A 22,333-nucleotide genomic window follows, 5' to 3' on the forward strand; every position below is an offset into this window, starting at 1 on the left:
TCTGCGCGTGGAGTTGGGATTATTGGCGCGCGCCCGCGGCGTGCGCCTCCTCGCGCTGGAGAGCGTCGATTCAACGAATGACGAAGCCCGCCGCCTGATCGAGGCGGGCGAACGTGGGCCTCTTTGGGTCGTCGCCGCGCGGCAGACCCGCGGCCACGGCCGACTTGGGCGTGAATGGATTTCGCCCGCTGACAATCTTCATGCAAGCTTTGTTCTGAGCGATTTCGGCGAGACCGCCATCGCGCCGCAGCTTGGCTTCGTCGCGGGCGTCGCGGCGCTGCGCGCTTTGCGCGCAGCGATGGGCGAGGCCGCCCGCTTTGCGCTGAAATGGCCCAATGATCTCCTGCTCGACGGCGCCAAGCTCGGCGGAATATTGCTCGAGAATGTCGGCGCGCCGACTGGCGATGCGCGTGCGCCACGCGCCTCGGTTGCGATCATCGGCATCGGCGTCAATTGCGTTGAAGCGCCGCGCGATCTGCCCTTTGAGGCGCGCGCGCTGACGTCAATCGGGCCAAACGCGCCCAACGCGGCGAAACTTTTCACGCATCTTTCCGACGCGCTTGTCGAAACGCTCGATCTCTGGGCCGGGGGCGAGGGCTTCGCGCGCATTCGCGACGCATGGCTCAAGGATGCCGCCTATCTCGGCGCCAACATCCGCGTCGAGCTTCCGCGCGAGACCGTCGAGGGACGCTTCGAGACGCTCGATGCGACGGGCCGGCTCGTGCTGGCGACGCGTGAGGGCGAGCGGGTCATCGAGGCTGGCGACGTGTCGCTCGGGCCGCGGCAGACCGCGGCGGGAGGCGTCGCATGACGACGCCGGAAACCGACCTCGTGTTCCTGCCGCTCGGCGGCTTGGGCGAAATCGGCATGAATATGGCGCTTTACGGCTGCGGGCCGCCGCAGAAGCGCAAATGGCTGATGGTGGATTGCGGTCTCGGATTTCCTGGGCCGGAGCTTCCCGGCGTCGACCTTGTCTTTCCCGATATTGCCTTCGTCGAAAAGATCGCGCGCGATCTCGTCGGCATCTGCATCACTCACGCGCATGAGGATCATATCGGCGGTCTCGCGACATTGTGGCCCCGGCTCAACTGCAAGGTCTTCGCCACGCCTTTCGCTGCGGGGCTGCTCGAAGTGCGGCGGCTCAACGAACCCGGCGCGCCGAAGATCGACATCGCCTTGACGCACGCCGGCGCGAAGCTCGATCTCGATCCATTTCAAGTTGAATATGTCGCCGTCGCGCATTCGATTCCCGAAGCCAATGCCCTCGCGATCCGTACGCCGCTTGGCCTGCTGATCCACACCGGCGACTGGAAGATCGATCCGGAGCCTGGAGTTGGAACGCGCATTGACGAAGCGCGGCTCCGGGCGCTCGGCGATGAAGGCGTCGCGGCTCTCATTTGCGATTCGACCAACATTCTGCGCGAGGGCGACAGTTTCTCGGAAGCCGATGTCGCGCGCACGCTGCGCACGCTGATCGCCGAAGCGCCGGGCCGCGTGCTGGTGACGACCTTCGCTTCCAATGTCGCGCGGCTGCGCGCCATCGCTGAGGCGGCGCATGCCTGCGGTCGCACCGTCGTCGTTGCGGGGAGGGCGATGGATCGCGCCATTCAGGTTGCGCGGGATTGCGGCTATCTCGATGGGCTCCCCGGATTTCACGCGCCGGAATTGCTGCCGACGCTGCCGCGCGACAAGACAGTGGTCATCGCGACCGGCAGCCAGGGCGAAACGCGCGCCGCGATGGCCCGCGCCGCAGCGAATGATCACCCAGCCCTTAAGCTCGTCGCCGGCGATCGGGTGATCTTTTCTTCGCGCGTCATCCCGGGAAATGCGCGCGACGTTTTTCGCGTCATCAACAATCTTTGCGATATCGGCGTCGAGGTCATCACCGACCACGACCACCTCGTGCATTGCTCAGGCCATCCGCGCCGCGGCGAGGTCGCGCAAATGTACGAATGGGTCCGGCCACAGATCGCGGTGCCGGCGCATGGCGAGGCGCATCATCTGACAGAGCATGTGGCCTTCGCCAAGACGCATGGCGTGTCGCAGGTCGTCTCGGCGCGCAATGGAAACATCGTGCGGCTGGCGCCGGGCGCACCGAGCGTGATCGGCGAGGCGCCGCATGGGCGCCTTTACAAGGATGGCGATGTCGTCATCACCGAAGATGATGGCGCCGTGCGCGACCGCGCGCGCCTTTCTTTCGCCGGCGTTATTTCCATCGCGCTGGCCGTTGACCGCAAGGGCGAACTTGTCGGCGATCCGGATGTCGTTTTCTCCGGGGTGCCAAAGCGCGGCAAATTCGGCGAAGACATGGGCGAAGTCATCGATGAGGCGCTCTTCGCCGCATTCGACGGGTTGTCGCGCCCGCGACGCCGCGACGCGGATGCGGTGTCAACCGCGATCGAACGCGCCGTTCGCGGGGCCGTCTCGTCGGTCTGGGGCAAGAAGCCCACGGTGCATGTGATGGTCGTCGCGACGTAGCGCGTCATACCTCCCCCTTGCGGGGAGGTCGCGCCGCTAGCGGCGCGGGTGGGGGGATGCGCCAGCATCTCACAGTATTCACCCCACCCCGAACTGCTTCGCAGTTCGACCCTCCCCGTCAAGGGGAGGGAGAGCGCCTTTCCAACTTACGTTCGGCTTACCCAGCTTTCGCCGCCGATCGCTTCCGCGTTATGCTCGCCTAACGAGACGAATCGCGGACATGGCCGATAAGCCCAGCTACTATGAATTCTTCGCCGGCGGCGGCATGGCCCGCGCCGGGCTTGGCGGCGGCTGGCGCTGTCTTTTCGCCAATGATTTCGATCGCAAGAAAGCTGAGAGCTACCGCGCCAATTGGGGCGGCGAAGAGCTGCACGTCGGCGACGTGCGCGAGATATCCACAGCACAATTGCCGGGCCAGGCCGATCTTGTCTGGGCGTCCTTCCCCTGTCAGGACCTGTCGCTCGCTGGCGCCGGCGCGGGCCTAAAAGGCGAAAGATCGGGGACGTTCTGGCCGTTCTGGGATTTGATGAAGGCGCTGCGCAAAGAGGGACGCGCGCCGTCGCTCATCGTTCTCGAAAATGTCTGCGGCGCGCTCACCTCTCACGGCGGCAAGGATTTTGTGAAAATCTGCGAGGCGTTGGCGCTCGAGGGCTACAGATTCGGCGCGCTGGTCATCGATGCGTCGCTGTTCGTTCCGCAATCGCGTCCGCGGTTATTCATTATCGCGACGGGGGAGGATGTGATTCTTCCCGAGTCTCTCCTCCGTCATTGCGAGCGAAGCGAAGCAATCCAGAGCCATGAAGGTGGACCTGGATTGCTTCGTCGCTTCGCTCCTCGCAATGACGGCGATGAACTCTTTCACACACGCGCGCTTGTTTCTGCCCACAAGACTTTACCGATAGCGTTACGCAATAGCTGGCTCTGGTGGAATCTGCCGTCGCCGTCGCCGCGCAACACATCGTTGATCGACATAATCGAAGACGCTCCGACTGATGTCGACTGGCACAGCGGCGCCGAGACGAAGGCGCTCATCGCCATGATGAGCGAGGTCAATCTCGCAAAAATCGCCGAAGCGAAACGCGCCGGCCGCAAAATGGTTGGAACGCTCTATCGCCGCACGCGCTATCAAAATGGCAAAAAAATCCAGCGCGCCGAGGCGCGCTTCGACAATATCGCCGGCTGTTTGCGGACGCCGGCCGGCGGCTCCAGTCGGCAATATGTGCTGGTAGTCAATAAGGGCAGGGTGCGCTCGCGATTGATGTCGGCGCGCGAGACGGCGCGGCTGATGGGACTGCCGGATGATTACATTTTGCCGGAGAACTACAACGAGGCCTACCATTTAACGGGTGACGGCGTCGTTGTTTCGGTAGTGCAGTACATATCAGAGCATATCCTTAAGCCTTTATTCCTCGTTCCAAATGTCAAGAAAAGCAGAGATGCAGCATGACAATTACGCCATGCAAGAAGAACCCAGAGCTGAAGCGGCGCATTGAGGAATTTGCAGAAATCCTGAAGACAAAAGCTCATCTTCTCGCCAACTACGGCTTGTCGGAAAACGATTTTTATAACTCTGGTTTGTTTCGAGGCTCCATTGAACGAATCCGTGGACAGTTCTCTGCAACGATGCGCGAGAAACGAGAATTCGTGCGGCGTGTTTTGAGCTATATGGAAGATAACAAATTCATAAAATCCTTTGAGTCATCGGGCGGTCGAAATCGATATGACTACACAGTTGAACTCCCAAGCGGCAAAACTGCTGTCATCGAACTAAAGGGAGGATTGGATGGAAACAATACGAATATATTTGAGCGCCCCGCTCACGCGAATGAATTGATCGTTTGGAGCGTCAGCACCAATCAAGGAGGCGATCCTCGCAGAAACGTTTGGTCTGGTTTGCATACCCGTCTAAGCGCGGAGATGATTTCAAATAACAAACGGGTAGATGGACTCATTGTATGGGACTGGGTTTGTGGAACGCTTGGTCGCAAATGCCCGAAGCTTGAGTGCGATCCTTTGAGAAAAACGGTGATCGCGCAGTTTGAGTTGCCGCCTCCTTGTATCTATCTGTTGCCAGCGACAATTCCCGAGGTTCGGAACAATCCGACACCAACAGCACAGACGTTAAGTAGTGTCGAGATTCTGGAGGCATTTCATCGCTGTTTTAAGGGTGCCTCAGATGAGGTGAATTATGTAGATTTTGAGGTCGCTTATCGTGGGGCAGATACCGTTCGCAGAACGACGGTACGACGAGGCGGAAATATCGTGCAACAATCAGAATTCACGCCGATTCAACGAAGGTAGCGCGCGGTGAAAGAAACGCGCGCCCAGCGCTCCGCCATCATGCGCGCGGTGAAGGGGCGCGACACGTCTCCCGAAATCGCCGTGCGGACGATGTTAAGAAAGTTCGCGCCGGGCTATCGGCTGCATCGCAAGGACGTTCCGGGCAATCCCGACATCGCCTTCATCGGCCGCAAGCAGGCGATCTTCGTTCATGGCTGCTTCTGGCACGGGCACGACTGTCCGCGCGGCGCGCGCATGCCCAAGGCCAACGCCGACTACTGGCGCACGAAGATCGCCAAAAATGTCGCGCGCGACGCCGCGCATCAGACGGCGCTCGCGGCCCAAGGCTGGCGCGCGCTCACGATCTGGGAATGCGAATTGAAGGACCGCGCCGCGGTGGAAAAAAAGCTGCGCGCGTTCTTAGGATAGGTCGCGGTCTTGATTTTTCCGTCATGGCCGGGCCTGGCCCGGCTATCCACGAAAGCAGTTTGTCGTCCCAACGTGGATGCTCGGCTCAAGGCCGGGCATGACGATTCAGGTTGCTTTCAATCCTTGGCGCGCTCGACATAGGCGCCGTCCTCGGTCTGGATGACGACGCGGGTGCCGGGCTGAATATGCGGCGGCACCATGACGCGCGCGCCATTCGCCAGCTTCGCCGGCTTGTAGGAAGAAGAAGCGGTCTGGCCTTTCATCGCCGGCTCGGTCTCGACGATCTCCAGCGTGACGCGCGGCGGCAACTGAATTCCAACAGGCGCGCCGTTGAACATTGAGAGGATGCAGACCATGCCCTCCTGCAGCCATTGCGCCTGATCGCCGATCGTGTCGCCGGACACGGCGACCTGCTCATAGCTCGCCTGATTCATGAAGTGATAGCCGTCATCGTCATTGTAGAGATAGCTGAAATCCTGATCCTCGACGAAGGCGCGCTCCACCTGCTCGGTAGTCTTGTAGCGGTCAGAAACTTTCACGCCGTCGGAGAGGCGGCGCATGTCGATCTGCGTCGTCGGCGTGCCCTTGCCGGGGAAAAAACTTTCGGCCGTCAGGACGACATAAAGCTGCCCGTCATCTCTCTCGATGATATTGCCTTTGCGAATTGAACTGGCGATGACTTTCACGTCGGTATCCCTTATTGCCGGCCTGGTTTATGAACGGCGGTAAGACCATATTTCGGGCGCGCCGGCAATCCGGGGCCCAGCCCCGTGGGGAGGCCTTATGGCGCGCGCGTCACACTGGTGGGCTCGGGATGTCTATGCCGACCGCAAGCCCTTTCTTAAGGCGCGCACGGTGATCACGGCCGCGGCTCGGCGCTTCTTTTTGGCGGAGGGCTTTGCCGAGGTCGAGACGGCGGCGCTTCAGCTGTCGGGTGGCAACGAAACCCATCTTTCGGCCTTCCCCACGGTATTGATTGGCTCGGGCGACGAGCGCAGCCGCCTCTATCTCCATACTTCCCCGGAGTTTTCCTGCAAAAAGCTGCTCGCGGCCGGCGAAGAGCGGATTTTCACGCTCGCGCGGGTCTTTCGAAATCGCGAGCGCTCGGCCCTGCACCACCCGGAATTCACCATGCTGGAGTGGTATCGCGCCGACGCGCCAACCCTGCGGCTTATGGAGGACTGCGCTGGACTGCTGACGAGCGCGGCCAAGGCGGCGGGGGCGACCGATTTCGCTTGGCGGGATCGGGTCTGCGATCCTTTCGCCGAACCAGAGATCATCAGCGTCTGCGAGGCCTTTGCGACCCACGCCAGCATCGATCTCGAAGCGCTGCTCGACGATCGCGACGGGCTGGCGCGCGCCGCCGACCGCGACGGCATACGCGTCGCTCATGATGACAGCTGGTCGGATCTCTTCAGCAAGATCATGTCCGAAAAGATCGAGCATCTGCTCGGACGCGAGCGGCCGACAATCCTGACCGACTATCCGCTAAGCGAGGCGGCGCTGGCCCGCGCCAACGTCGACGACCCGCGCTTCGCCGACCGTTTCGAACTTTATGTCTGCGGCGTCGAGCTCGCCAATGGATTCGCCGAACTGACCGACGCTGCTGAGCAACGCCGGCGATTTGAAACGCGGATGCAGGAAAAGCTTCGCATCTACGGCGAGACCTATCCGATCGACGAGGATTTCTTGGCGGCGCTCGCGGAAATGCCGCCAGCCTGCGGCGTCGCGCTTGGCTTCGACCGACTGGTGATGCTGGCGACTGGGGCCGACCGCATCGAACAGGTGCTGTGGACGCCCGTGGCCGAGCGCGGAACGGCGCTGTAGATCCCCCCGAAGCGCTCCAGGAGAATCGGGTGAAGAATCGTTTTTCCTCACCCTCATCCTGAGGAGCCGCCCGCAAGTCGGGTCTACCAGACTTGCGAATTTAATGTCGATCTCGGGCAAGCCCGAGATCGATGGCGGCGTCTCGAAGGACGAGGTGAGGAAAAATACGCGAAACTGGGTTTCCTCGTCCTTCGAGACGGCCTCTTCGAAGCCTCCTCAGGATGAGGAAACCCTTCACCCGATCGCTCCCCGGAGGGAGCCAGTTTAGCTTCCAAAATCGACCGCTTTGGGGTAGAAGACGCTGCATCGCAACAACAGCCAGCGTCTTTTAGTTCCGGCCGCCCATCGGCGGCCGCAGAGGCGGTTGTTTTACCTGGGCCGGCCCTTTCACCATGCAGCTGCGCAATATCGCCATCATCGCCCACGTCGACCATGGCAAGACCACGCTCGTTGACCGGCTGCTCCAGCAGTCGGGCGCCTTCCGTGAGAACCAGCGCGTCGCCGAGCGCGTCATGGATTCGAACGATCTCGAAAAGGAGCGCGGCATCACCATCATGGCCAAGGCGACGTCGATCGCCTGGAAGGATGTGCGCATCAATATCGTCGATACGCCCGGCCACGCCGATTTCGGCGGCGAGGTGGAGCGCATTCTCTCCATGGTCGATGGCGCGATCGTTCTGGTCGACGCGGCCGAAGGCCCGATGCCGCAGACGAAATTCGTCGTCGGCAAGGCCTTGAAGATCGGCCTGAAGCCGATAGTCTGCGTTAACAAGGTGGATAAGCCCGACGCGCGCGTGACCGAAGTCGTCAACGAGGTCTTCGACCTTTTCGCGGCGCTCGACGCCACCGACGAGCAACTCGACTTTCCGATCATCTACGGCTCCGCCAAGCAGGGCTGGATGGCCGAGGAGCCGACCGGCCCGCAGGACGGCATGGCGCCGCTGTTTGATCTCGTGCTGAAGCATGTGCCGGAGCCCAAAGTCGAAGAGGGCGGCTTCCGTATGCTCGGCACGCTCTTGGAGGCGAACCCCTATCTCGGCCGCATCATCACCGGCCGCGTGTTCTCCGGCTCGGTGAAGCCGAACCAGCCGGTGAAGGTGCTGGACCGCACCGGCAAGATCGTCGAACAGGGCCGCGTGTCGAAAATTCTCGCCTTCCGAGGCATTGAGCGCCAGCCGATCGACGAAGCGGAAGCCGGCGACATCGTCGCCATCGCCGGCCTCGAAAAATTCAACGTCGCTGATACGCTGTGCGCGCTCGACGTGAACGAGCCGCTGCAGGCGCAGCCGATCGATCCGCCGACGCTCTCCATGACCTTCCTCGTCAACGACAGCCCGCTTGCCGGGACGGAGGGCGACAAGGTCACGAGCCGCATGATCCGCGCGCGTCTCTTCAAGGAGGCCGAGGGCAATGTCGCGCTGCGCGTCGAGGATGCGCCGATGGGCGACGCCTATATCGTCTCGGGCCGCGGCGAGTTGCAGCTCGGCATCCTCATCGAGACGATGCGCCGCGAAGGTTTTGAGCTTGGCGTGTCGCGTCCGAAGGTCGTCTACAAGAAGGACGAGAACGGCGACATCCTCGAGCCGATCGAAGAAGTCGTCATCGACGTCGACGAAGAGCATAGCGGCGTCGTCGTGCAGAAGATGAATGAGCGCAAGGCCGAGATGATCGAGATGAAGCCTTCTGGCGGCAATCGCCTGCGGCTCGTCTTCTACGCGCCGACGCGCGGCCTCATCGGCTATCAGGGCGAGCTTTTGACCGATACGCGCGGCACGGCGATCATGAACCGGCTGTTCCATGAATATGCGCCCTATCGGGGCGACATTCAGGGACGCCGCAACGGCGTGCTGATCTCGAACGATCAGGGCGAGGCCGTCGCCTACGCGATGTGGAAGCTGGAAGATCGCGGGCCGATGATGATCGAGCCGGGCTGCAAGGTCTATCGCGGCATGATCGTCGGCGAGCACACGCGCGACAATGATCTCGAGATCAATGTGCTGAAGGGCAAGCAGCTCACCAATATCCGCACGCAGTCGAAGGACGAGGCGGTGCGCTTGACGCCGCCGATCCAGATGACGTTAGAGAAGGCGCTTGCCTATATCGAGGACGACGAGCGCGTCGAAGTGACGCCGAAGTCGATCCGCCTGCGCAAGGTATTTCTCGACCCCAACGACCGCAAGAAGGCGAAGGGCAAGGCCGCACTGGTGGAGTGAGGCGTGCGGACGGCGCGCACCCGACCGATCGCTTTGATTTGGAAGGCGGTCGTCGTAATGCTGATCTTACGCGCCGGCGATGCGCTCGCTCGCGACCTTTCACCGGCGAAGATCGAAAGCGCATTGGAGATTTCGCCGCCGGGCGCAAGCCCGCGCCGACTCAATCTCAAGGAAGCGATGCGCGCCCTGCATGTGCCCGCGCTTAGTGTGGCGCTAATCGACGGCAATCGGATTGCCTGGACGAAGACTTGGGGCGATGCGACGTCCCAGACTATGTTTCAGGCGGCATCGCTGTCAAAGCTCGTGACCGCGGTGGGGGCGCTGCGGCTCGTCGAGCGAGGCGCACTCGCGCTCGACCGCGACGTTAACGATGATCTTACCATCTGGAACGCGCAGCAAAGCGCGCTGACCAAAAATCATCCGGTCACGCTGCGGTGGCTCCTGAGCATGCGTGCGGGCGTGAACGTGCCAGGCTATCCGGGGTATCCGCCTGGGGCGCCGACGCCCGACCTTGCGCAAATCCTCAGCGGCGCACCGCCTGCGACGTCGCCAGCCGTTAGAGTCGTCGATGTGCCGGGCCGCGCCTACGCCTATTCCGGCGGCGGTTATGAAATCGTTCAGGCGCTCGTCGAGGCGAAGAGCGGCAAGTCGTTTGAAGCCGCGATGCGCGAACTTGTTTTCGGTCCGGCGAAGATGACTGAAAGCAGCTTCGCGCAGCCGCCGTCGCCATCGATTGTTTCGCGAGCCGCTCGCGGGCATTTCGCCGACGGCGCCGAACTGCCCGGTGGGTGGCGCGTCGTTCCAGCGCTCGCGGCCGGAGGACTATGGTCGACGCCAAACGATCTTGCAAAGCTGCTTGTCGAACTCTCTCGCGCCCATCGCGGAGAAGGCAATCCTTTGCTCAGTCGAAAGACCGCGTTGGAAATGATGACGCCGCAAAACGGAGGGCCTTACGGGCTCGGCGGCGCCGTCGCAGGTTCGGGGAAACGCTTTGTGTTGATGAAACGCGGACAGAATGTCGGCTATCAATCTTACATGCTGGTCTTCCCCGAAACTGGCCAGGGAATCGTCGTTATGACGAATTCAGACAATGGCACGACCTTGGCGACCGCGGTCATCTACAGGGCGGCCGCTGCCTACCGCTGGCCGGCGCTTGACAAGCTCGAAGATTGAGCGTCGGTCTCGCTCAAAGAAAGGATCTACTGCAAGCCCACCTGATCCACGACGCCGCGCGGGCAGCCGGGATCGGTTGTCGGCGCTGCGGCGATGAGTTCGGCGAGCTTGCTGTCCGGTTTGATGTCGCCGTTCAATCCGATGGTCATTTCGACAATCAGATTTCGGCCGGCGTCTCTCTTGCAGGCGACGCGCACCCGATCGGCGGCGCCGTCGCCGAATGTTTCGTTGAAGGCGGCCTTGAGCTGGTCGCGCGTAATTTCCTCGCCGATATGCGATGAAAAAAGCTCCTGGACCTTGGAGGCGTTGAGCTGCGACATCAGCGCCAGCGCGCGCGCGAAATAGGCGTCCGCCTCGCCTCCCGGAAAACACGTGCCGTGCTTGATCCACTCGTGCCGTTCGAGGAGCGACATCACGCCGGGCATGACTTCCGACAGCGCGTTCCTTGTCGCGTCGGTAAGTTCAGGCTCGGGCAAACCGTTCCACCTGTCGTCCTTATCGGCCGCGATAATGTGGCGATCGACCTTGCAGTATTGTTTTTTCGGCCAGAGTCCGTGCAGCGTGAAATGCGTCGCGTCGAAACGGTCGGGCCGTTGCGTCTCGCATTCCACCTTGTCGGGCTTTGCTTCGCAAAAGGCCGGCTGCCAGCTGACGGCAAGGATGTAGTCGGGCTTTTGCGCCGCCTGCCCGCCCTCTTGCTCTTGCTCGCCGCCGCGTCCTTGCCCGCCGTCAGCCCCTGGCTGGCCGCCGCCTTCAGCCAGCGTCGCCTCGCCGCATCCGACCGCAACCCACCGGCGCGCAGGATGAGCGTCGGGCACGTCGATGAGATAATGCGTCGCGTCCGGCTTGTTCTTGGCGAAAATAGAGTAACGCCCGCTCGGCTCAACGCTGACATTGCCCGGATTGGCGCCGGTTCTGATGGACTGAACCGCTGGACAAGATTGATGAGCGACGAAGGTTCCGGACGCAGGCGTCTCGGCTATTGCGCCTGAGGCGATGAGCAATAGGGACGAACAAAGCAAGGATTGAAGTGCCAATCTGCGCAAGGCGACAACTCCAAAAATAGGAACACGCGGGATGGTAGTCGCGGCGGCTTGTGTGAGCAAGCACAAGCCCTCTCGCAATTGACGGTCCGGGGAAGTTCGGAGGCGCTTTCCAAAGCAACCTCGTCCTGAGGAGCCCTCGAAGAGGGCGTCTCGAAGGACGAGCTTGCATCGCCCTCGTGCTTCGAGACGGCTGCCTCCGATCTCGGGCTTGCCCGAGATCGACATTTGATGCGCAAGTCGGGTAGACCGCGACTTGCGAGAGCCTCCTCAGCATGAGGGCTTAGATTGTCGGCATGAGGGCTTACGCTTCCGCGCCCAACGCCTCCCGCAGCGCCGCCAAGTCCTCGGGCAGCTCGCTCTCAAACAGCATCTCTTCGCCAGTGATCGGATGTTCGAATCCGAGCGTCGCGGCGTGCAGCGCCTGCCGGCCCAGATTTTCGACAATCTCTCGCGCGGGCGGCGCAAGTTTCGCGACCTTGGTCTTAAAACCCGCGCCATAAGTTTTATCGCCGATCAGCGGATGGCCGACATGGGCCATATGCACGCGGATCTGATGCGTGCGGCCGGTCTCGAGTTGGCAGCGCAGCAGCGAAGCGACGCCGTAATCCTCAACCTTCTCCCAATGCGTCACCGCCTCGCGGCCGCGCGACTGCGGAACCACCGCCATTTTTTCGCGCTGCGTGGAATGGCGGCCGAGCGGCGCTTCGACCGTTCCATGCGCGCGGTCGGGAACGCCCCAGACGAAGGCGAGATATTCGCGCGTTAAATGCAACGTGCGGCCGTGATCGGCGAAGAGCCGCGAGAGGCCGTGATGCGCGGCGTCAGTCTTGGCGACGACGAGTAGCCCGCTCGTATCCTTGTCGAGCCGATGCACGATGCCGGGCTTCTTCACCCCGCCGACGCCGGAAAGAGTGTCGCCGCAATGGGCGATCAGCGCATTAACGAGCGTTCCGCTCTCATGCGCGCTCGCCGGATGCACGACGAGTCCGGCCGGCTTGTCGATGACGAGAAGATGCGCGTCCTCATAGACGATGTTGAGCGCGATATCCTCGCCCTGCGGCTCGGCCGGCGCCGGCGGCGGCACGTCGAGCGCGACTTTGTCTCCGGCGCCGAGCTTCTTCGCCGCATCGCGCGTCGTGACGCCGTCGATCGCGGCGCGCCCGTCCTCGATCAGCGCCTTAATGCGGTTGCGGGAGAGGTGCGCGGCGGCGATCTCCGGCTGTTCGGCGAGAAAGCGGTCGAGTCGCGCGCCGGCGTGCTGCGGCGCCACAAGAAACTCGAAGCGTTCGGCGGATGCGTCAATTTGAGGCGGAGCCTTGACCGTCATTCAGCTTTTTTTCCGCGCGTCCACGCGCGCATGATATGGGAGCCACGGAAACGCAGGCGTGGCGCGAGCGGAGGCCCGAACCTCCGCCATTCAGCGCAATGAATAACGCCGCCCAAGGGAGGCTCTTCCATTAGCGACGCCGAGGCTCCGTTCTGCGCTGTCATCGGCGCGGGCCCCGCCGGACTTTTCGCCGCCGACGCTCTCGCGCGCGCCGGCGCGCACGTTGTCATCTATGAGCATAAAGCGAGCCCCGCGCGCAAATTTCTGATGGCCGGGCGGGGCGGCCTCAATATCACCCACAGCGAAGGCCTGGAGCGCTTCATCTCACGCTACGGCGCGGCGGCCGCGCGACTCGCGCCTTTCATCCGCGCCTGGCCGCCGCAGGCGCTGCGCGACTTCTGCGCCGAGCTCGGCGAAGCGACCTTCGTCGGGTCCAGTGGCCGCGTCTTTCCTGCAAGCTTTAAGGCCTCCCCGCTGCTGCGCGCCTGGCTGGCGCGCCTGTCGCGTCTCGGCGTCGCGATCGCGACGCGGCACGCCTTCGCAGGCTTCGCCGAATCGGGAGCGCTTCGCCTGATGGGGCCGGATGGCGAATTTACCCGCAAGGTCGACGCGCTAGTGCTGGCGCTCGGCGGCGCTTCCTGGCCGCGGCTCGGCTCCGACGGCGCCTGGGCGGCGCGGCTCGGCGCCGAAGGCGTGCGCGTCACGCCGCTCGCCGCCGCCAATAGCGGCGCGTTGATCCAGTGGAGCGCGATCTTTCGCAGCGATTTCGAAGGTCAGCCGATCAAGACGGCGCTGCTGCGCCACGGCGCGTCTTCGGCTCGCGGCGACGTCGTCATCACGCGCAGGGGACTCGAAGGCGGGCCGGTTTACGCGCTTTCATCGAAGCTGCGGGAAGCCACGGAGAAGCGCGGCGAGACGACGCTGTCTATTGATCTGCGCCCCGACACGACTCTTGAATGTCTGACGCGAAAGCTGTCGCGGCGCGCGCAGAAGCAGTCGCACGCCAATTTTCTGCGCAAGGCGGGATTCTCGAAAGTCGAGATCGGTCTCTTGCGAGAGGCGCGGCGGGACGGATTGCCGCGCGACGCCGAAACACTCGCCGCTCTGATTAAGAATGCGCCGCTTACCGTCACAGGAGTCGCAGGACTCGAGCGCGCGATCTCGACTGCCGGAGGCGTCTCCTTCGACGAACTCGACGACAATCTGATGCTCAAGAAATTGCCGGGCGTTTTCGTCGCGGGCGAGATGCTCGATTATGATGCGCCGACCGGCGGCTATCTGTTGCAGGCGGCCTTCGCCACCGGACTGGCGGCAGGGCGTGGCGCGGCCCGCTATCTCGGACTTTCGCCCGATCAACCGGTTGGGCCCGAGTATCACGCCGACTTGTCGCCGCGCCAGGAGCCGAATGGGCGCCCGCCGGAAGCATCGAATAAATACAGCGTATAGATTTCAGATTTCCCCCTTCAGGCCAAGGCGCATTATGCTGCCCACCATGCTGCCGTCGCCCTTCTGGTCGGAACTCTCGCTACGCGACATGCGCGCGCATGACATGTCGCGCGTCATCGCCGTGGTGCCGGTCGCGGCGGTGGAGCAGCACGGGCCGCATCTGCCGCTCGGCGTCGACGCCATGATCATGGAAGGATGCATCGATCAAGTCGCAGCGCGATTGCCCGAAGACCTCGAAACCGTGTTTCTGCCGGTCCAGAACGTTGGCGTGTCGACCGAGCACCGCGACTTCCCCGGAACGCTGACGCTGACGAATGAGACGGCGTCGCGTGTCCTCAGCGAGGTCGCCGAGAGCGTCCTGCGCACGGGCGTCAGGAAGCTGGTGCTCCTTAATTCGCATGGCGGCAATTCGGCGCTCGTCTCGCAGACGGCATTCGACCTTCGCGCCCGTTTCGGCGCGCTGGCGGTCATCGCCTCCTGGGCGCGCTTCGGCTATCCCGACGGACTGTTTTCAGAAACGGAACTTCGCCACGGCGTTCATGGCGGCGAGATTGAGACGTCGCTGATGCTCGCCTTCAGGCCCGAACTCGTAGATATGGCGCGCGCCAAAAACTTTCCCCCGGCGACAATCGATTTCGAGCGCGATTTCGCCTGGCTGCGCGCTGACCGGCCCGCCGGCTTCGGCTGGATGGCGCAGGACCTTTCTCCCGCTGGCGCGATGGGCGACGCTTCAAAAGCCAGCGCCGAAAAGGGCGAGGCGGTGGCCGACTATTGGGCGACCGCCTTCATCGAACTGCTGCGCGACGTCGAGGCGTTCGACCTTACGCGTCTGAAAAGCATGGACGATTGAGGATCACGCCGCCGGCGCGGTCCAGGGATAGGTCCATGTCTCTGTGAGCGTGCGTCCATGCGCGCGTAAAAACAGCCGGAGATCGGCGGTATGGCCCGGTTTCACTGACACGTCGAAGAGCGCCCGCAGCCCGCCGATATGCTGGTTGGCGGCGACGCTCGCGCGCAGCACCCGACCGGCGCTCGTCGTCGCCACCGCTTCGACCTGACTGGGATCGGCGACGTAATATTCGAGATCGCTGCCAGCGAAATCTACGATGAACCGATGGGACTCGGGGTCAAGGGGTTCAGCCGAGCCAAGCGCTCTCGCCGGCGCCTCGAAGGTGTTGACGACGATGCCGTTGGGCGCGAGGCGCGGCATGTCGAGCCCGGCGGTGATTCGATAGGCATAGACGAAGGGCGCGCCCGGCTCAGGCGGCTTCGCCGGAGTCCAGCTCGCAACAATATTGTCGTTGGTTTCGTCGTGCGTGGGCAGTTCGATCAGCTCCACGCGGCCTTCACCCCAGTCGCCTATCGGTTCGACGAAATAGCTCGGGCGGTTTTCATAGGCGAGGTCCAAATCCTGGTAAGATTCAAAGGTCCTGTCGCGTTGCAGTAGGCCGAAGCCGCGATTGTTGTTGTCAAGAAAGGATGAGATCCGCGCGTGCGGAGGATTGCTGAGCGGGCGCCAAAGCCATTCGCCGGCGCCATTGTGAATCAGCAGCCCGTCAGAGTCGTGCAGCTCCGTGCGAAAGCCGTCGCGCACGCGCCGGTCATTTTCGCCCGTCAAATACATCGACGTCAGCGGCGCAAGACCGAGCTTCGCCCCCGCCCGGCGTGGAAAGAGCGTCGCCTGGATTTCAAGCGTGCTTTCCTGTCCGGCGAAAAGATCGAACTTGAACGCTCCCGTCGCGGCGTCGCCATCGAGCAGCGCATAGAGCGTCGCGTGATTGCCGCCTTTCTCCGGCGTTTCGACCCAATATTCCCGGAAGAAGGGAAAACTCTCGCGGTCAGCGCCCGCGTCGACGCAAAGGGCCCGCGCCGACAGGCCATATTTCTGGTCGCGGCCGAGAAAGCGAAAATAGCTCGCGCCGAGAAAGGAGATCACCTCGTCGTGAATGTGCGGCTCATTGACCGGAAAATGCAGGCGGAAGCCAGCGAAGCCGGTATTCACGGGGAGCGCCTTCTCGACCTTGAGGCGGCCGTAGTCGAAGAGCGCCGGCGAATAGGGAATGGGCGTCGCGATGCCGTCGCGAATGGTGTTCACCGTCACCGGGCGACGATAGAGAAAGCCGAGATGGAACGTCTCCAGCCGGAAGCCGCCATCGGCGCTCGCAAAGACATCATGGTCGCGCCTGAAGCGAATCTCTCGCCAGGTATCGAAGTCCATAGCGTCGAACGGATCAGGCAGGCGCGAAGGAACGCTGTTGTCGAATGGCGCGAGCGCAAGGTCGCGCGCCCGCTGCGCCACGTTGTCGAAGCCGAACCGCGGCGTGGGAACAACGTTGGCCGCCTGCGCCGGGCTCTTGAGCACAAATTGGGCGCCGATTGCAGAGAGGGCCCCGGCGAATTGGCGCCGTGTTAGTCGTGTCATTCCCGCATCCGAGCCAGGGTCTTCCGTTCTCTAAAGGGACCGCCTGCTTGCTGCTCTAGCTCTATCGTTTCGGTTGCGCAAGAAGCGGGCAGCCTCGAGGCGGACGGCGGCGTCACATGCATCACACGTCGAAAAAATAATCGTTTGACGCAAAAACCGCTTGTCACCGCGGCAAAAGCGCGTATCTAAGGTCTTGCCCAAATCGCACGTGCCTGTGGTCGTGTGTCGGTGGGCGGGGATCCGGACAAGAGGCCGGTTAACCGCCAGCATAGAACCGGCAGCCGGAGGCGAACCGGCGAACTCCGTCTCTGCGGAGGATCGCGACTTAAAGCAACGACGGACCGGGCTTTTTCGTCTCTGTCGACCCTCCAAAGGTCGGCGTACCGAAGAGGCTTGTCTTTCTTGCCGGGCGTGCGGATCGGGATTTTCCCCTTCCAATCGATGGCTGTCCTAGCGGAAGCGAGCGCGCTTAGGCGCGCATAATTGCGCATCGGTCAGTCAACGGCGCATCAACCGGCCGTTTGAGCGCTTCGCGCTTGGGCGGCCTTGGACCGCTGAAACCGACGTTCGTCGCGTCTCCATCGCGCGCGGGCGAACGGAGTGGCGTGTCCGTTGACGCTCAAACGATCTTGGCGCGGTTCGCCGTGCAAGGGGGCCACAAATGACCGACCGCATCCTGGAATTTCTCGCCGATCGCCGCCGCACCGGCCGCGACAACGGGCCTTGCCTCGTCGTCGATCTCGACGTTGTGCGCGACAACTATCTCGGATTCGCCAAGGCGCTGCCCGACACGCGCGTCTTTTATGCGGTGAAGGCCAATCCGGCGCCGGAAGTGCTCTCGCTGCTCGCTTCGCTCGGATCGTGCTTCGACACGGCGTCCGTCGTCGAGATCGAGCAGGTGCTCGCCGCCGGCGCGACGCCTGATCGAATCAGCTTCGGCAACACGATCAAGAAGGAGCGCGACGTTGCGCGCGCCTATGCGCTTGGCGTGCGACTCTTCGCGGTCGACTGCGAGGCGGAAGTCGAGAAGATCGCGCGCGCCGCGCCCGGCTCCAAAGTGTTCTGCCGCATTCTCTGCGACGGCTCCGGCGCTGAGTGGCCATTGTCGCGCAAATTCGGCTGCGTCCCCGAGATGGCGACGGGCGTGCTGGAACATGCGCACCGACTGGGCCTTAACGCTTATGGCGTTTCGTTTCATGTCGGCTCGCAGCAGACGAATCCGCGCATGTGGGACGGCGCGCTGAAATCGGCGGCGGATATCTTCCGCGAGCTCGCGGAGCGCGGAATCAATCTGCAGATGGTCAATCTCGGCGGCGGCTTCCCGACGAAATATCTGAAGAACGTTCCGGCGGTGAAGCAATATGGGAGCGCGATCTTCCGCGCGCTGTCAAAGCATTTCGGCAACCGCATTCCGGAGACGATCATTGAGCCAGGCCGCGGCATGGTCGGCAACGCTGGGCTGATCGAGGCGGAAGTCGTGCTGATCTCAAAGAAGTCCGAGGACGAGAGCGAGATCCGCTGGGTCTATCTCGACATCGGAAAGTTCAATGGCCTCGCCGAGACGACCGACGAGATGATCCGCTATCCGATCCGGACGCCAGCGGACGGCGCACCGACGAGTCCATGCGTCATCGCCGGCCCGAGCTGCGACAGCGTCGACGTGCTCTACGAGAAGCAGCCTTATCAGCTGCCAATCTCGCTCGAGATCGGCGCGAAAGTGCTGATCGAGGGAACCGGGGCCTATACGACGACCTATTCGGCGGTAGGCTTCAACGGTTTCCCGCCGCTCGAGACGCATGTGATCTAGGCTTTGGTCGCACCTTCTCCCGCAAGCGGGAGAAGGACTCGCCTCACATTACTGTCAGTCCCGTTCGGCGGGCGCGTCATGCGCCAGGCGCGAGGGTCGCTTGTCCTTCTGGAAGGGAGGAAAAGATGGCCTTTGAACTTGCATGCCAAAATCCCTCCGCCTCGCGCGTCGCGCCGGGAGCGGTCGCCCTTGCGCCCTTTATGATTCGCGGCGAGGCGGCAAGCGACGCAGCGGCGCGCGAAGACTTGCTGGATGACGCCTTCGGCCCAGCGCGGTTTCTGAAGACATGCCAGCGGCTGCGCGATGGATCGGCGGCCGCGGCCGGTCTCGCGCTTGTCGCGACCGACGGCGCCGGCGCGCTTATTGGGACGTTGAGGCTTTGGCCGATTCTTGCGGGCGGGCGCGAGGCCTTGCTGCTTGGCCCCCTCGCTGTCGCGGCAGAGAAACGCTCGCTGGGCGTCGGCGGCGCGCTCATCCGAGAGTCGCTCGCGCGTGCAGCCGACTGCGGCCATCGCGCCCTGCTTCTCGTCGGCGACGCGCCCTATTACGAGCGCTTCGGTTTCGAGCGGCGTTTCACTGAGCGCCTAACGATGCCGGGACCGGTCGAGCGCGCCCGCTTTCTGGGCTTGGAGCTTGTCGAAGGCGCGCTATCCGGCGCGCGCGGGCGAGTCATTCGCGCCGCTGCGCCCGCGATCGATCTGCCGCGGGCCGCTTAGAGCGCTTCCCGATCGCATGGAATCACGCGATCGATAAGGAATCGCTCAAAATTAAAAGATTGGAGCAGGTTCTCGTCGAAAAAGTCTGTCAACTTTTTCGGAACCTGCTCTAGCGCTCACCAATAAGCGAGAATGCCGCTCGCGAGCGGATAGGACAGGCCGGCGCCAAGCGCGACTCCGGCGGCGACATCGCTCGGATAATGATGCGCCGTCGCGATGCGCGACCAAGCCATCGACAGAATGAGCATTCCCGCCGCGATCGTCATCGCCGGCCAAGCGATGACGATGGGCGCGAGCACGCCGGTCAGAGTCATCGCGTGGCCGCTGGGGAAGGAGTGATCGTCGAGCGTCTTCAAGAGCGACGGCAGCCGCGGATCCGCATGGAATGGCCGCTGGCGACCGAAGCGCCGCTTGATGATCGGATAGAGGATATGTAGCAGCGCGGCGTTCAATAGAGCGAGCGCCGCCACATGCACTCCCTGCCAGCCGAGACCGATCAGGACGGTCGGCGCGATGATCAGATAGATCCAGCCATTGCCGAGCTTGCTGATGGCGATTGCAAGAAATCTGCCGATCGATGGACGCGCGGTTCTCGAGAAAAGATGAACCGCCGCGAGGTCAAGTTGGATGAGACGTTGGCTCCACCCTAAAGCGACGGCGACGTCTGCTTGCGGTTCCGATGACGCGTCTCGCGTCAGCTTCGCCAGCTGGTCCGATGTGAACGCCATGACGCAACGTTACGCGGCGGACGCTGCGGTTTCGCGACGCCGAGGCTGCGTTTTGGTGACGGCGCCATAGAAGTTGCATGACGGTAATGTGATGTTTTGGTGACGCCGCTAGGCGGGCGCATGTTTGGCGAAGGCGCTGCGAAAGGCGTTATCGAAGGCGTCGGCGTCGACATCGACGGTTTCGATCTCCACGCCGTCTTCCGCGACGCCTGAAAAACGATATTGCGGATCTGAAAATTCCAAACCTTCTTCGTCCTCGGCGCTTTCGTAAGGCAGTGCGATCTCGACCATCAACTGTCGTTTCAGCGACAGCGCGCGCCCCACGACTGCATCCATGCGGCCGTCCTCACTGCTCAAATAGCCATCGAGGACGATCATGCAGATGTCGGCGTTTGGCGCTTCGTCCTCCAGCCACTGCAGCGCCGTCTCGATGCTTTCGCCGATGTCGATCCTGCCTTCCTTGCTGACGACGAACTGCTGCGGCTCTTCGACTCCTGTGTCCGATCGCGCCACGCCGAATGGCGCGAGCACGCGTCCGCGCGCCAGAGTGGTGACGGCCTTGGCGAAGGCCTCGCCGGCTAGGGCTGCGATGGGGTCAATGGGCGGCGGCACAATGTTTCACAAGACTCTCGTCGCCTCGCGCAGCCACTTCCGCGTCTTGGCGTCGACAAGCGGCGAGAGCGTCTTGCGCACCTGCGCGTGATAGGCGTTGAGCCAGTCGATTTCTTCGCGCGCCAGCAAATTCTTATCGACACAATTCAAATCGAAAGGCGCGAGCGTGATGGTCTCAAACCCGTACATCTCGCGCTCGGCGCCCTTGATCTCGCGTTTCTCGACGATGACGAGATTTTCGAGCCTGATTCCATATTCGCCGGCGCGGTAATAGCCGGGCTCGTTCGACAGGATCATGCCGGGCTGCAACGGCGTCGCGCCAAGTTTCGAAATGCGCTGCGGCCCCTCATGCACGGAGAGGTAAGAGCCGACGCCGTGTCCCGTGCCGTGATCGAAGTCGAGGCCCGCCTCCCACAGCGCGCGGCGCGCGAAGGCGTCGAGCTGCGCGCCTGAAACACCCTTGGGGAACAAAGCGCGCGCGATGGCGATATGGCCTTTGAGCACGCGCGTGAAATGTTCGCGCAATTGTCTCGACGCCAGACCGACGACGAACGTGCGCGTCACGTCAGTCGTGCCGTCCAGATATTGCGCGCCGGAATCTACGAGATAAACGCCGCGCCCGATCTTGAGATCGCTCTTTTTTGTCACGCGATAATGCGGGATCGCCGCATGTTCGCCGAAGGCGGAGATCGTCGGGAAGGAAATGTCGCGCAGATCGCCGTTTTCGCGGCGGAAGGTTTCGAGCGCTTCCGCTGCGGAGATTTCGGTCAGCCCGCCCTTTGGCGCGGCTTCCGAGAACCAGGCGAGAAAGCGCGTCAGCGCCGCGCCGTCGCGAATATGCGCCGCGCGGGCGCCGGCGAGTTCTTTCTCGTTCTTGATCGCCTTGGGCAGCGCCGCCGGATCGTCATTGACCCGCGGCTTGCCGCCCGCCGCGCGCAAAGTTTCGACGAGCTTCGCCGGCGCCGTCGCCGAATCGAACAGGATTGTCTCGCCACGCTTGCCGGCCTCGGTGAGATCATCGATGAGGCTTTGCGGCGCCTTCAACGTCAAAAATTTTTCGAGCGCGGCGCGCGTTCTCGGCGCGAGCTTGACGTCGTCGATATAAAGCGTCGGCGCGCCCTCTTTCGGCAGCCATGCGAAGCACAGCGCGATCGGCGTATGCGCGACATCGGCGCCGCGAATGTTGAAGGCCCAGCAAATCGCATGCGGATCGGACATCAACGCCGCGTCGGCGTCTTTGAGCGAAGGGCGCAGCTTCTTGATTTTCGAATTCGCGCTCTCGCCGGCGTAGCGCGAAGGGTGGATCGTCACCGCGCCTTTCGGCTCGGCGGGGCGATCTTTCCACAGCGCGTCAATCGGATTGGCGTCGAGCGGAACGAGTTCGATCTTCTTTTCCGCGAGCGCCTTGGCGAAGCGCTCGATCTGGGCGCTGGTGTGCACCCAGGGATCATAGCCGATGCGCGCGCCGGGACGCGCATGATCGCAAAGCCATTTCACGGGCGTTATCTCGGCGATGTCGAGCGGCTTGAAGAGCTTGGCGTCGATCTCGCTGCGCACCTGAATGACATAGCGGCCGTCGACGAAGATCGCCGCCGCCTTCTCCAGCACGACGGCGAAGCCGGCCGATCCGGTGAAGCCCGTGAGCCAGGCGAGGCGCTCGGCGCATTTGGGCACATATTCGTTTTGATGGGCGTCGGCGCGCGGGACGAGGAAGCCGTCCAGCCCCTGGCGCTTTAATTCGGCGCGCAGCGCCTTAAGGCGCGCGGCGCTGTCGCCGCGCGAGGTCTCGTCTACGAATGTCTGGAATTTAGCTTCGAACATAGTTCGAA

The 22,333-nt window shown here is 62.8% G+C and carries 19 protein-coding genes; 12 read left to right on the forward strand and 7 right to left on the reverse strand.

From position 1 onward, the window contains the following. The first annotated feature begins 7 nt into the window (after nucleotides 1–7). From FEV16_RS00090 to FEV16_RS00110, 5 genes are all read left to right on the forward strand, one after another. The gene (locus FEV16_RS00090; protein WP_171015110.1) at nucleotides 8–811 is read left to right on the forward strand and encodes a biotin--[acetyl-CoA-carboxylase] ligase; all 804 of its coding nucleotides are present in this window, start codon (nucleotides 8–10) and stop codon (nucleotides 809–811) included. Beyond that, nucleotides 808–2,478 (forward strand): ribonuclease J, encoded by a 1,671-nt coding sequence (locus FEV16_RS00095; protein WP_138165585.1) that lies wholly within the window; start codon nucleotides 808–810, stop codon nucleotides 2,476–2,478. The genes FEV16_RS00090 and FEV16_RS00095 overlap by 4 nt, the downstream gene beginning before the upstream one ends. Before the next feature lie 220 nt (nucleotides 2,479–2,698). Then, nucleotides 2,699–3,925 (forward strand): DNA cytosine methyltransferase, encoded by a 1,227-nt coding sequence (locus tag FEV16_RS00100; protein WP_138165586.1) that lies wholly within the window; start codon nucleotides 2,699–2,701, stop codon nucleotides 3,923–3,925. Continuing rightward, entirely contained in the window at nucleotides 3,922–4,779 is an 858-nt protein-coding gene (locus tag FEV16_RS00105) for a hypothetical protein (protein WP_138165587.1), read from the forward strand. Before FEV16_RS00100 ends, FEV16_RS00105 begins: the two co-directional genes overlap by 4 nt. 6 nt (nucleotides 4,780–4,785) lie before the next feature. Next, a complete protein-coding gene (locus FEV16_RS00110; protein ID WP_138165588.1) occupies nucleotides 4,786–5,187 on the forward strand; it encodes a very short patch repair endonuclease in 402 nt (133 codons plus the stop codon). Nucleotides 5,188–5,303: 116 nt separating this feature from the next. Here FEV16_RS00110 and efp read toward each other — a convergent pair whose 3' ends face one another. Continuing rightward, complete coding sequence (efp, locus tag FEV16_RS00115) at nucleotides 5,304–5,873, reverse strand: elongation factor P (protein ID WP_138165589.1); 570 nt, start codon at nucleotides 5,871–5,873, stop codon at nucleotides 5,304–5,306. Between the two features lie 97 nt (nucleotides 5,874–5,970). On the opposite strand from efp, the gene epmA reads away from it, so the two are divergent. From epmA to FEV16_RS00130, 3 genes are all read left to right on the forward strand, one after another. After that, nucleotides 5,971–7,014: an EF-P lysine aminoacylase EpmA gene (gene epmA / locus FEV16_RS00120; protein ID WP_138165590.1), complete on the forward strand. Its 1,044-nt coding sequence runs from the start codon at nucleotides 5,971–5,973 to the stop codon at nucleotides 7,012–7,014. Nucleotides 7,015–7,406: 392 nt separating this feature from the next. Then, nucleotides 7,407–9,227, forward strand: coding sequence for a translational GTPase TypA (gene typA, locus FEV16_RS00125; RefSeq protein ID WP_138165591.1), 1,821 nt, complete (start codon nucleotides 7,407–7,409; stop codon nucleotides 9,225–9,227). Between the two features lie 57 nt (nucleotides 9,228–9,284). Further along, nucleotides 9,285–10,400, forward strand: a complete 1,116-nt coding sequence (locus FEV16_RS00130; protein WP_138165592.1) for a serine hydrolase domain-containing protein — start codon at nucleotides 9,285–9,287, stop codon at nucleotides 10,398–10,400. A 26-nt stretch (nucleotides 10,401–10,426) separates the two neighbouring features. Here the strand turns inward: FEV16_RS00130 and FEV16_RS00135 are convergent, their stop codons facing one another. Then, the gene (locus tag FEV16_RS00135; RefSeq protein WP_138165593.1) at nucleotides 10,427–11,446 is read right to left on the reverse strand and encodes a ribonuclease T; all 1,020 of its coding nucleotides are present in this window, start codon (nucleotides 11,444–11,446) and stop codon (nucleotides 10,427–10,429) included. 301 nt (nucleotides 11,447–11,747) lie between these two features. Beyond that, nucleotides 11,748–12,773 (reverse strand): RluA family pseudouridine synthase, encoded by a 1,026-nt coding sequence (locus FEV16_RS00140; RefSeq protein ID WP_138165594.1) that lies wholly within the window; start codon nucleotides 12,771–12,773, stop codon nucleotides 11,748–11,750. A gap of 102 nt (nucleotides 12,774–12,875) precedes the next feature. Here FEV16_RS00140 and FEV16_RS00145 point away from each other — a divergent pair, with 102 nt between their 5' ends. Together FEV16_RS00145 and FEV16_RS00150 are read left to right on the forward strand one after the other, a co-directional pair. Continuing rightward, entirely contained in the window at nucleotides 12,876–14,219 is a 1,344-nt protein-coding gene (locus FEV16_RS00145; RefSeq protein ID WP_138165595.1) for a TIGR03862 family flavoprotein, read from the forward strand. Nucleotides 14,220–14,253: 34 nt separating this feature from the next. After that, nucleotides 14,254–15,069: a creatininase family protein gene (locus tag FEV16_RS00150; protein ID WP_138165596.1), complete on the forward strand. Its 816-nt coding sequence runs from the start codon at nucleotides 14,254–14,256 to the stop codon at nucleotides 15,067–15,069. A gap of 3 nt (nucleotides 15,070–15,072) precedes the next feature. On the opposite strand, the gene FEV16_RS00155 is transcribed toward FEV16_RS00150, so the two are convergent. Then, nucleotides 15,073–16,641, reverse strand: a complete 1,569-nt coding sequence (locus FEV16_RS00155; RefSeq protein WP_138165597.1) for a glucan biosynthesis protein — start codon at nucleotides 16,639–16,641, stop codon at nucleotides 15,073–15,075. A gap of 661 nt (nucleotides 16,642–17,302) precedes the next feature. Between FEV16_RS00155 and FEV16_RS00160 the strand changes: the two genes are divergently transcribed. Together FEV16_RS00160 and FEV16_RS00165 are read left to right on the forward strand one after the other, a co-directional pair. Continuing rightward, nucleotides 17,303–18,448, forward strand: a complete 1,146-nt coding sequence (locus FEV16_RS00160) for a type III PLP-dependent enzyme (RefSeq protein WP_138165598.1) — start codon at nucleotides 17,303–17,305, stop codon at nucleotides 18,446–18,448. A gap of 125 nt (nucleotides 18,449–18,573) precedes the next feature. Then, complete coding sequence (locus FEV16_RS00165) at nucleotides 18,574–19,164, forward strand: N-acetyltransferase (RefSeq protein ID WP_138165599.1); 591 nt, start codon at nucleotides 18,574–18,576, stop codon at nucleotides 19,162–19,164. 116 nt (nucleotides 19,165–19,280) lie between these two features. On the opposite strand, the gene FEV16_RS00175 is transcribed toward FEV16_RS00165, so the two are convergent. The 3 genes from FEV16_RS00175 to FEV16_RS00185 all read right to left on the reverse strand — a co-directional run bounded on the left by FEV16_RS00175 (nucleotide 19,281) and on the right by FEV16_RS00185 (nucleotide 22,325). Continuing rightward, nucleotides 19,281–19,892, reverse strand: coding sequence for a phosphatase PAP2 family protein (locus FEV16_RS00175; RefSeq protein ID WP_138165600.1), 612 nt, complete (start codon nucleotides 19,890–19,892; stop codon nucleotides 19,281–19,283). Nucleotides 19,893–20,000: 108 nt separating this feature from the next. Continuing rightward, nucleotides 20,001–20,504 carry a hypothetical protein gene (locus FEV16_RS00180; protein WP_246657095.1) on the reverse strand — a complete coding sequence of 168 codons (504 nt, stop codon included), beginning with the start codon at nucleotides 20,502–20,504 and terminating at the stop codon, nucleotides 20,001–20,003. Nucleotides 20,505–20,510: 6 nt separating this feature from the next. Further along, the gene (locus tag FEV16_RS00185) at nucleotides 20,511–22,325 is read right to left on the reverse strand and encodes an aminopeptidase P family protein (RefSeq protein ID WP_138165602.1); all 1,815 of its coding nucleotides are present in this window, start codon (nucleotides 22,323–22,325) and stop codon (nucleotides 20,511–20,513) included. Nucleotides 22,326–22,333: the final 8 nt, after the last annotated feature.

The organism is Methylocystis sp. B8 (assembly GCF_005771425.1).
Taxonomy (GTDB): domain Bacteria; phylum Pseudomonadota; class Alphaproteobacteria; order Rhizobiales; family Beijerinckiaceae; genus Methylocystis.

Bases quoted from the DNA above. Each gene is read 5' to 3' on its own strand.
- FEV16_RS00095 (WP_138165585.1), top strand. From the start codon at position 808: ATGACGACGCCGGAAACCGACCTCGTGTTCCTGCCGCTCGGCGGCTTG.
- FEV16_RS00165 (WP_138165599.1), top strand. From the start codon at position 18,574: ATGGCCTTTGAACTTGCATGCCAAAATCCCTCCGCCTCGCGCGTCGCG.
- FEV16_RS00160 (WP_138165598.1), top strand. From the start codon at position 17,303: ATGACCGACCGCATCCTGGAATTTCTCGCCGATCGCCGCCGCACCGGC.
- FEV16_RS00175 (WP_138165600.1), bottom strand. From the start codon at position 19,892: ATGGCGTTCACATCGGACCAGCTGGCGAAGCTGACGCGAGACGCGTCA.
- FEV16_RS00185 (WP_138165602.1), bottom strand. From the start codon at position 22,325: ATGTTCGAAGCTAAATTCCAGACATTCGTAGACGAGACCTCGCGCGGC.
- FEV16_RS00155 (WP_138165597.1), bottom strand. From the start codon at position 16,641: ATGACACGACTAACACGGCGCCAATTCGCCGGGGCCCTCTCTGCAATC.
- FEV16_RS00105 (WP_138165587.1), top strand. From the start codon at position 3,922: ATGACAATTACGCCATGCAAGAAGAACCCAGAGCTGAAGCGGCGCATT.
- typA (WP_138165591.1), top strand. From the start codon at position 7,407: ATGCAGCTGCGCAATATCGCCATCATCGCCCACGTCGACCATGGCAAG.
- FEV16_RS00140 (WP_138165594.1), bottom strand. From the start codon at position 12,773: ATGACGGTCAAGGCTCCGCCTCAAATTGACGCATCCGCCGAACGCTTC.
- FEV16_RS00100 (WP_138165586.1), top strand. From the start codon at position 2,699: ATGGCCGATAAGCCCAGCTACTATGAATTCTTCGCCGGCGGCGGCATG.
- epmA (WP_138165590.1), top strand. From the start codon at position 5,971: ATGGCGCGCGCGTCACACTGGTGGGCTCGGGATGTCTATGCCGACCGC.
- FEV16_RS00130 (WP_138165592.1), top strand. From the start codon at position 9,285: ATGCTGATCTTACGCGCCGGCGATGCGCTCGCTCGCGACCTTTCACCG.
- FEV16_RS00150 (WP_138165596.1), top strand. From the start codon at position 14,254: ATGCTGCCCACCATGCTGCCGTCGCCCTTCTGGTCGGAACTCTCGCTA.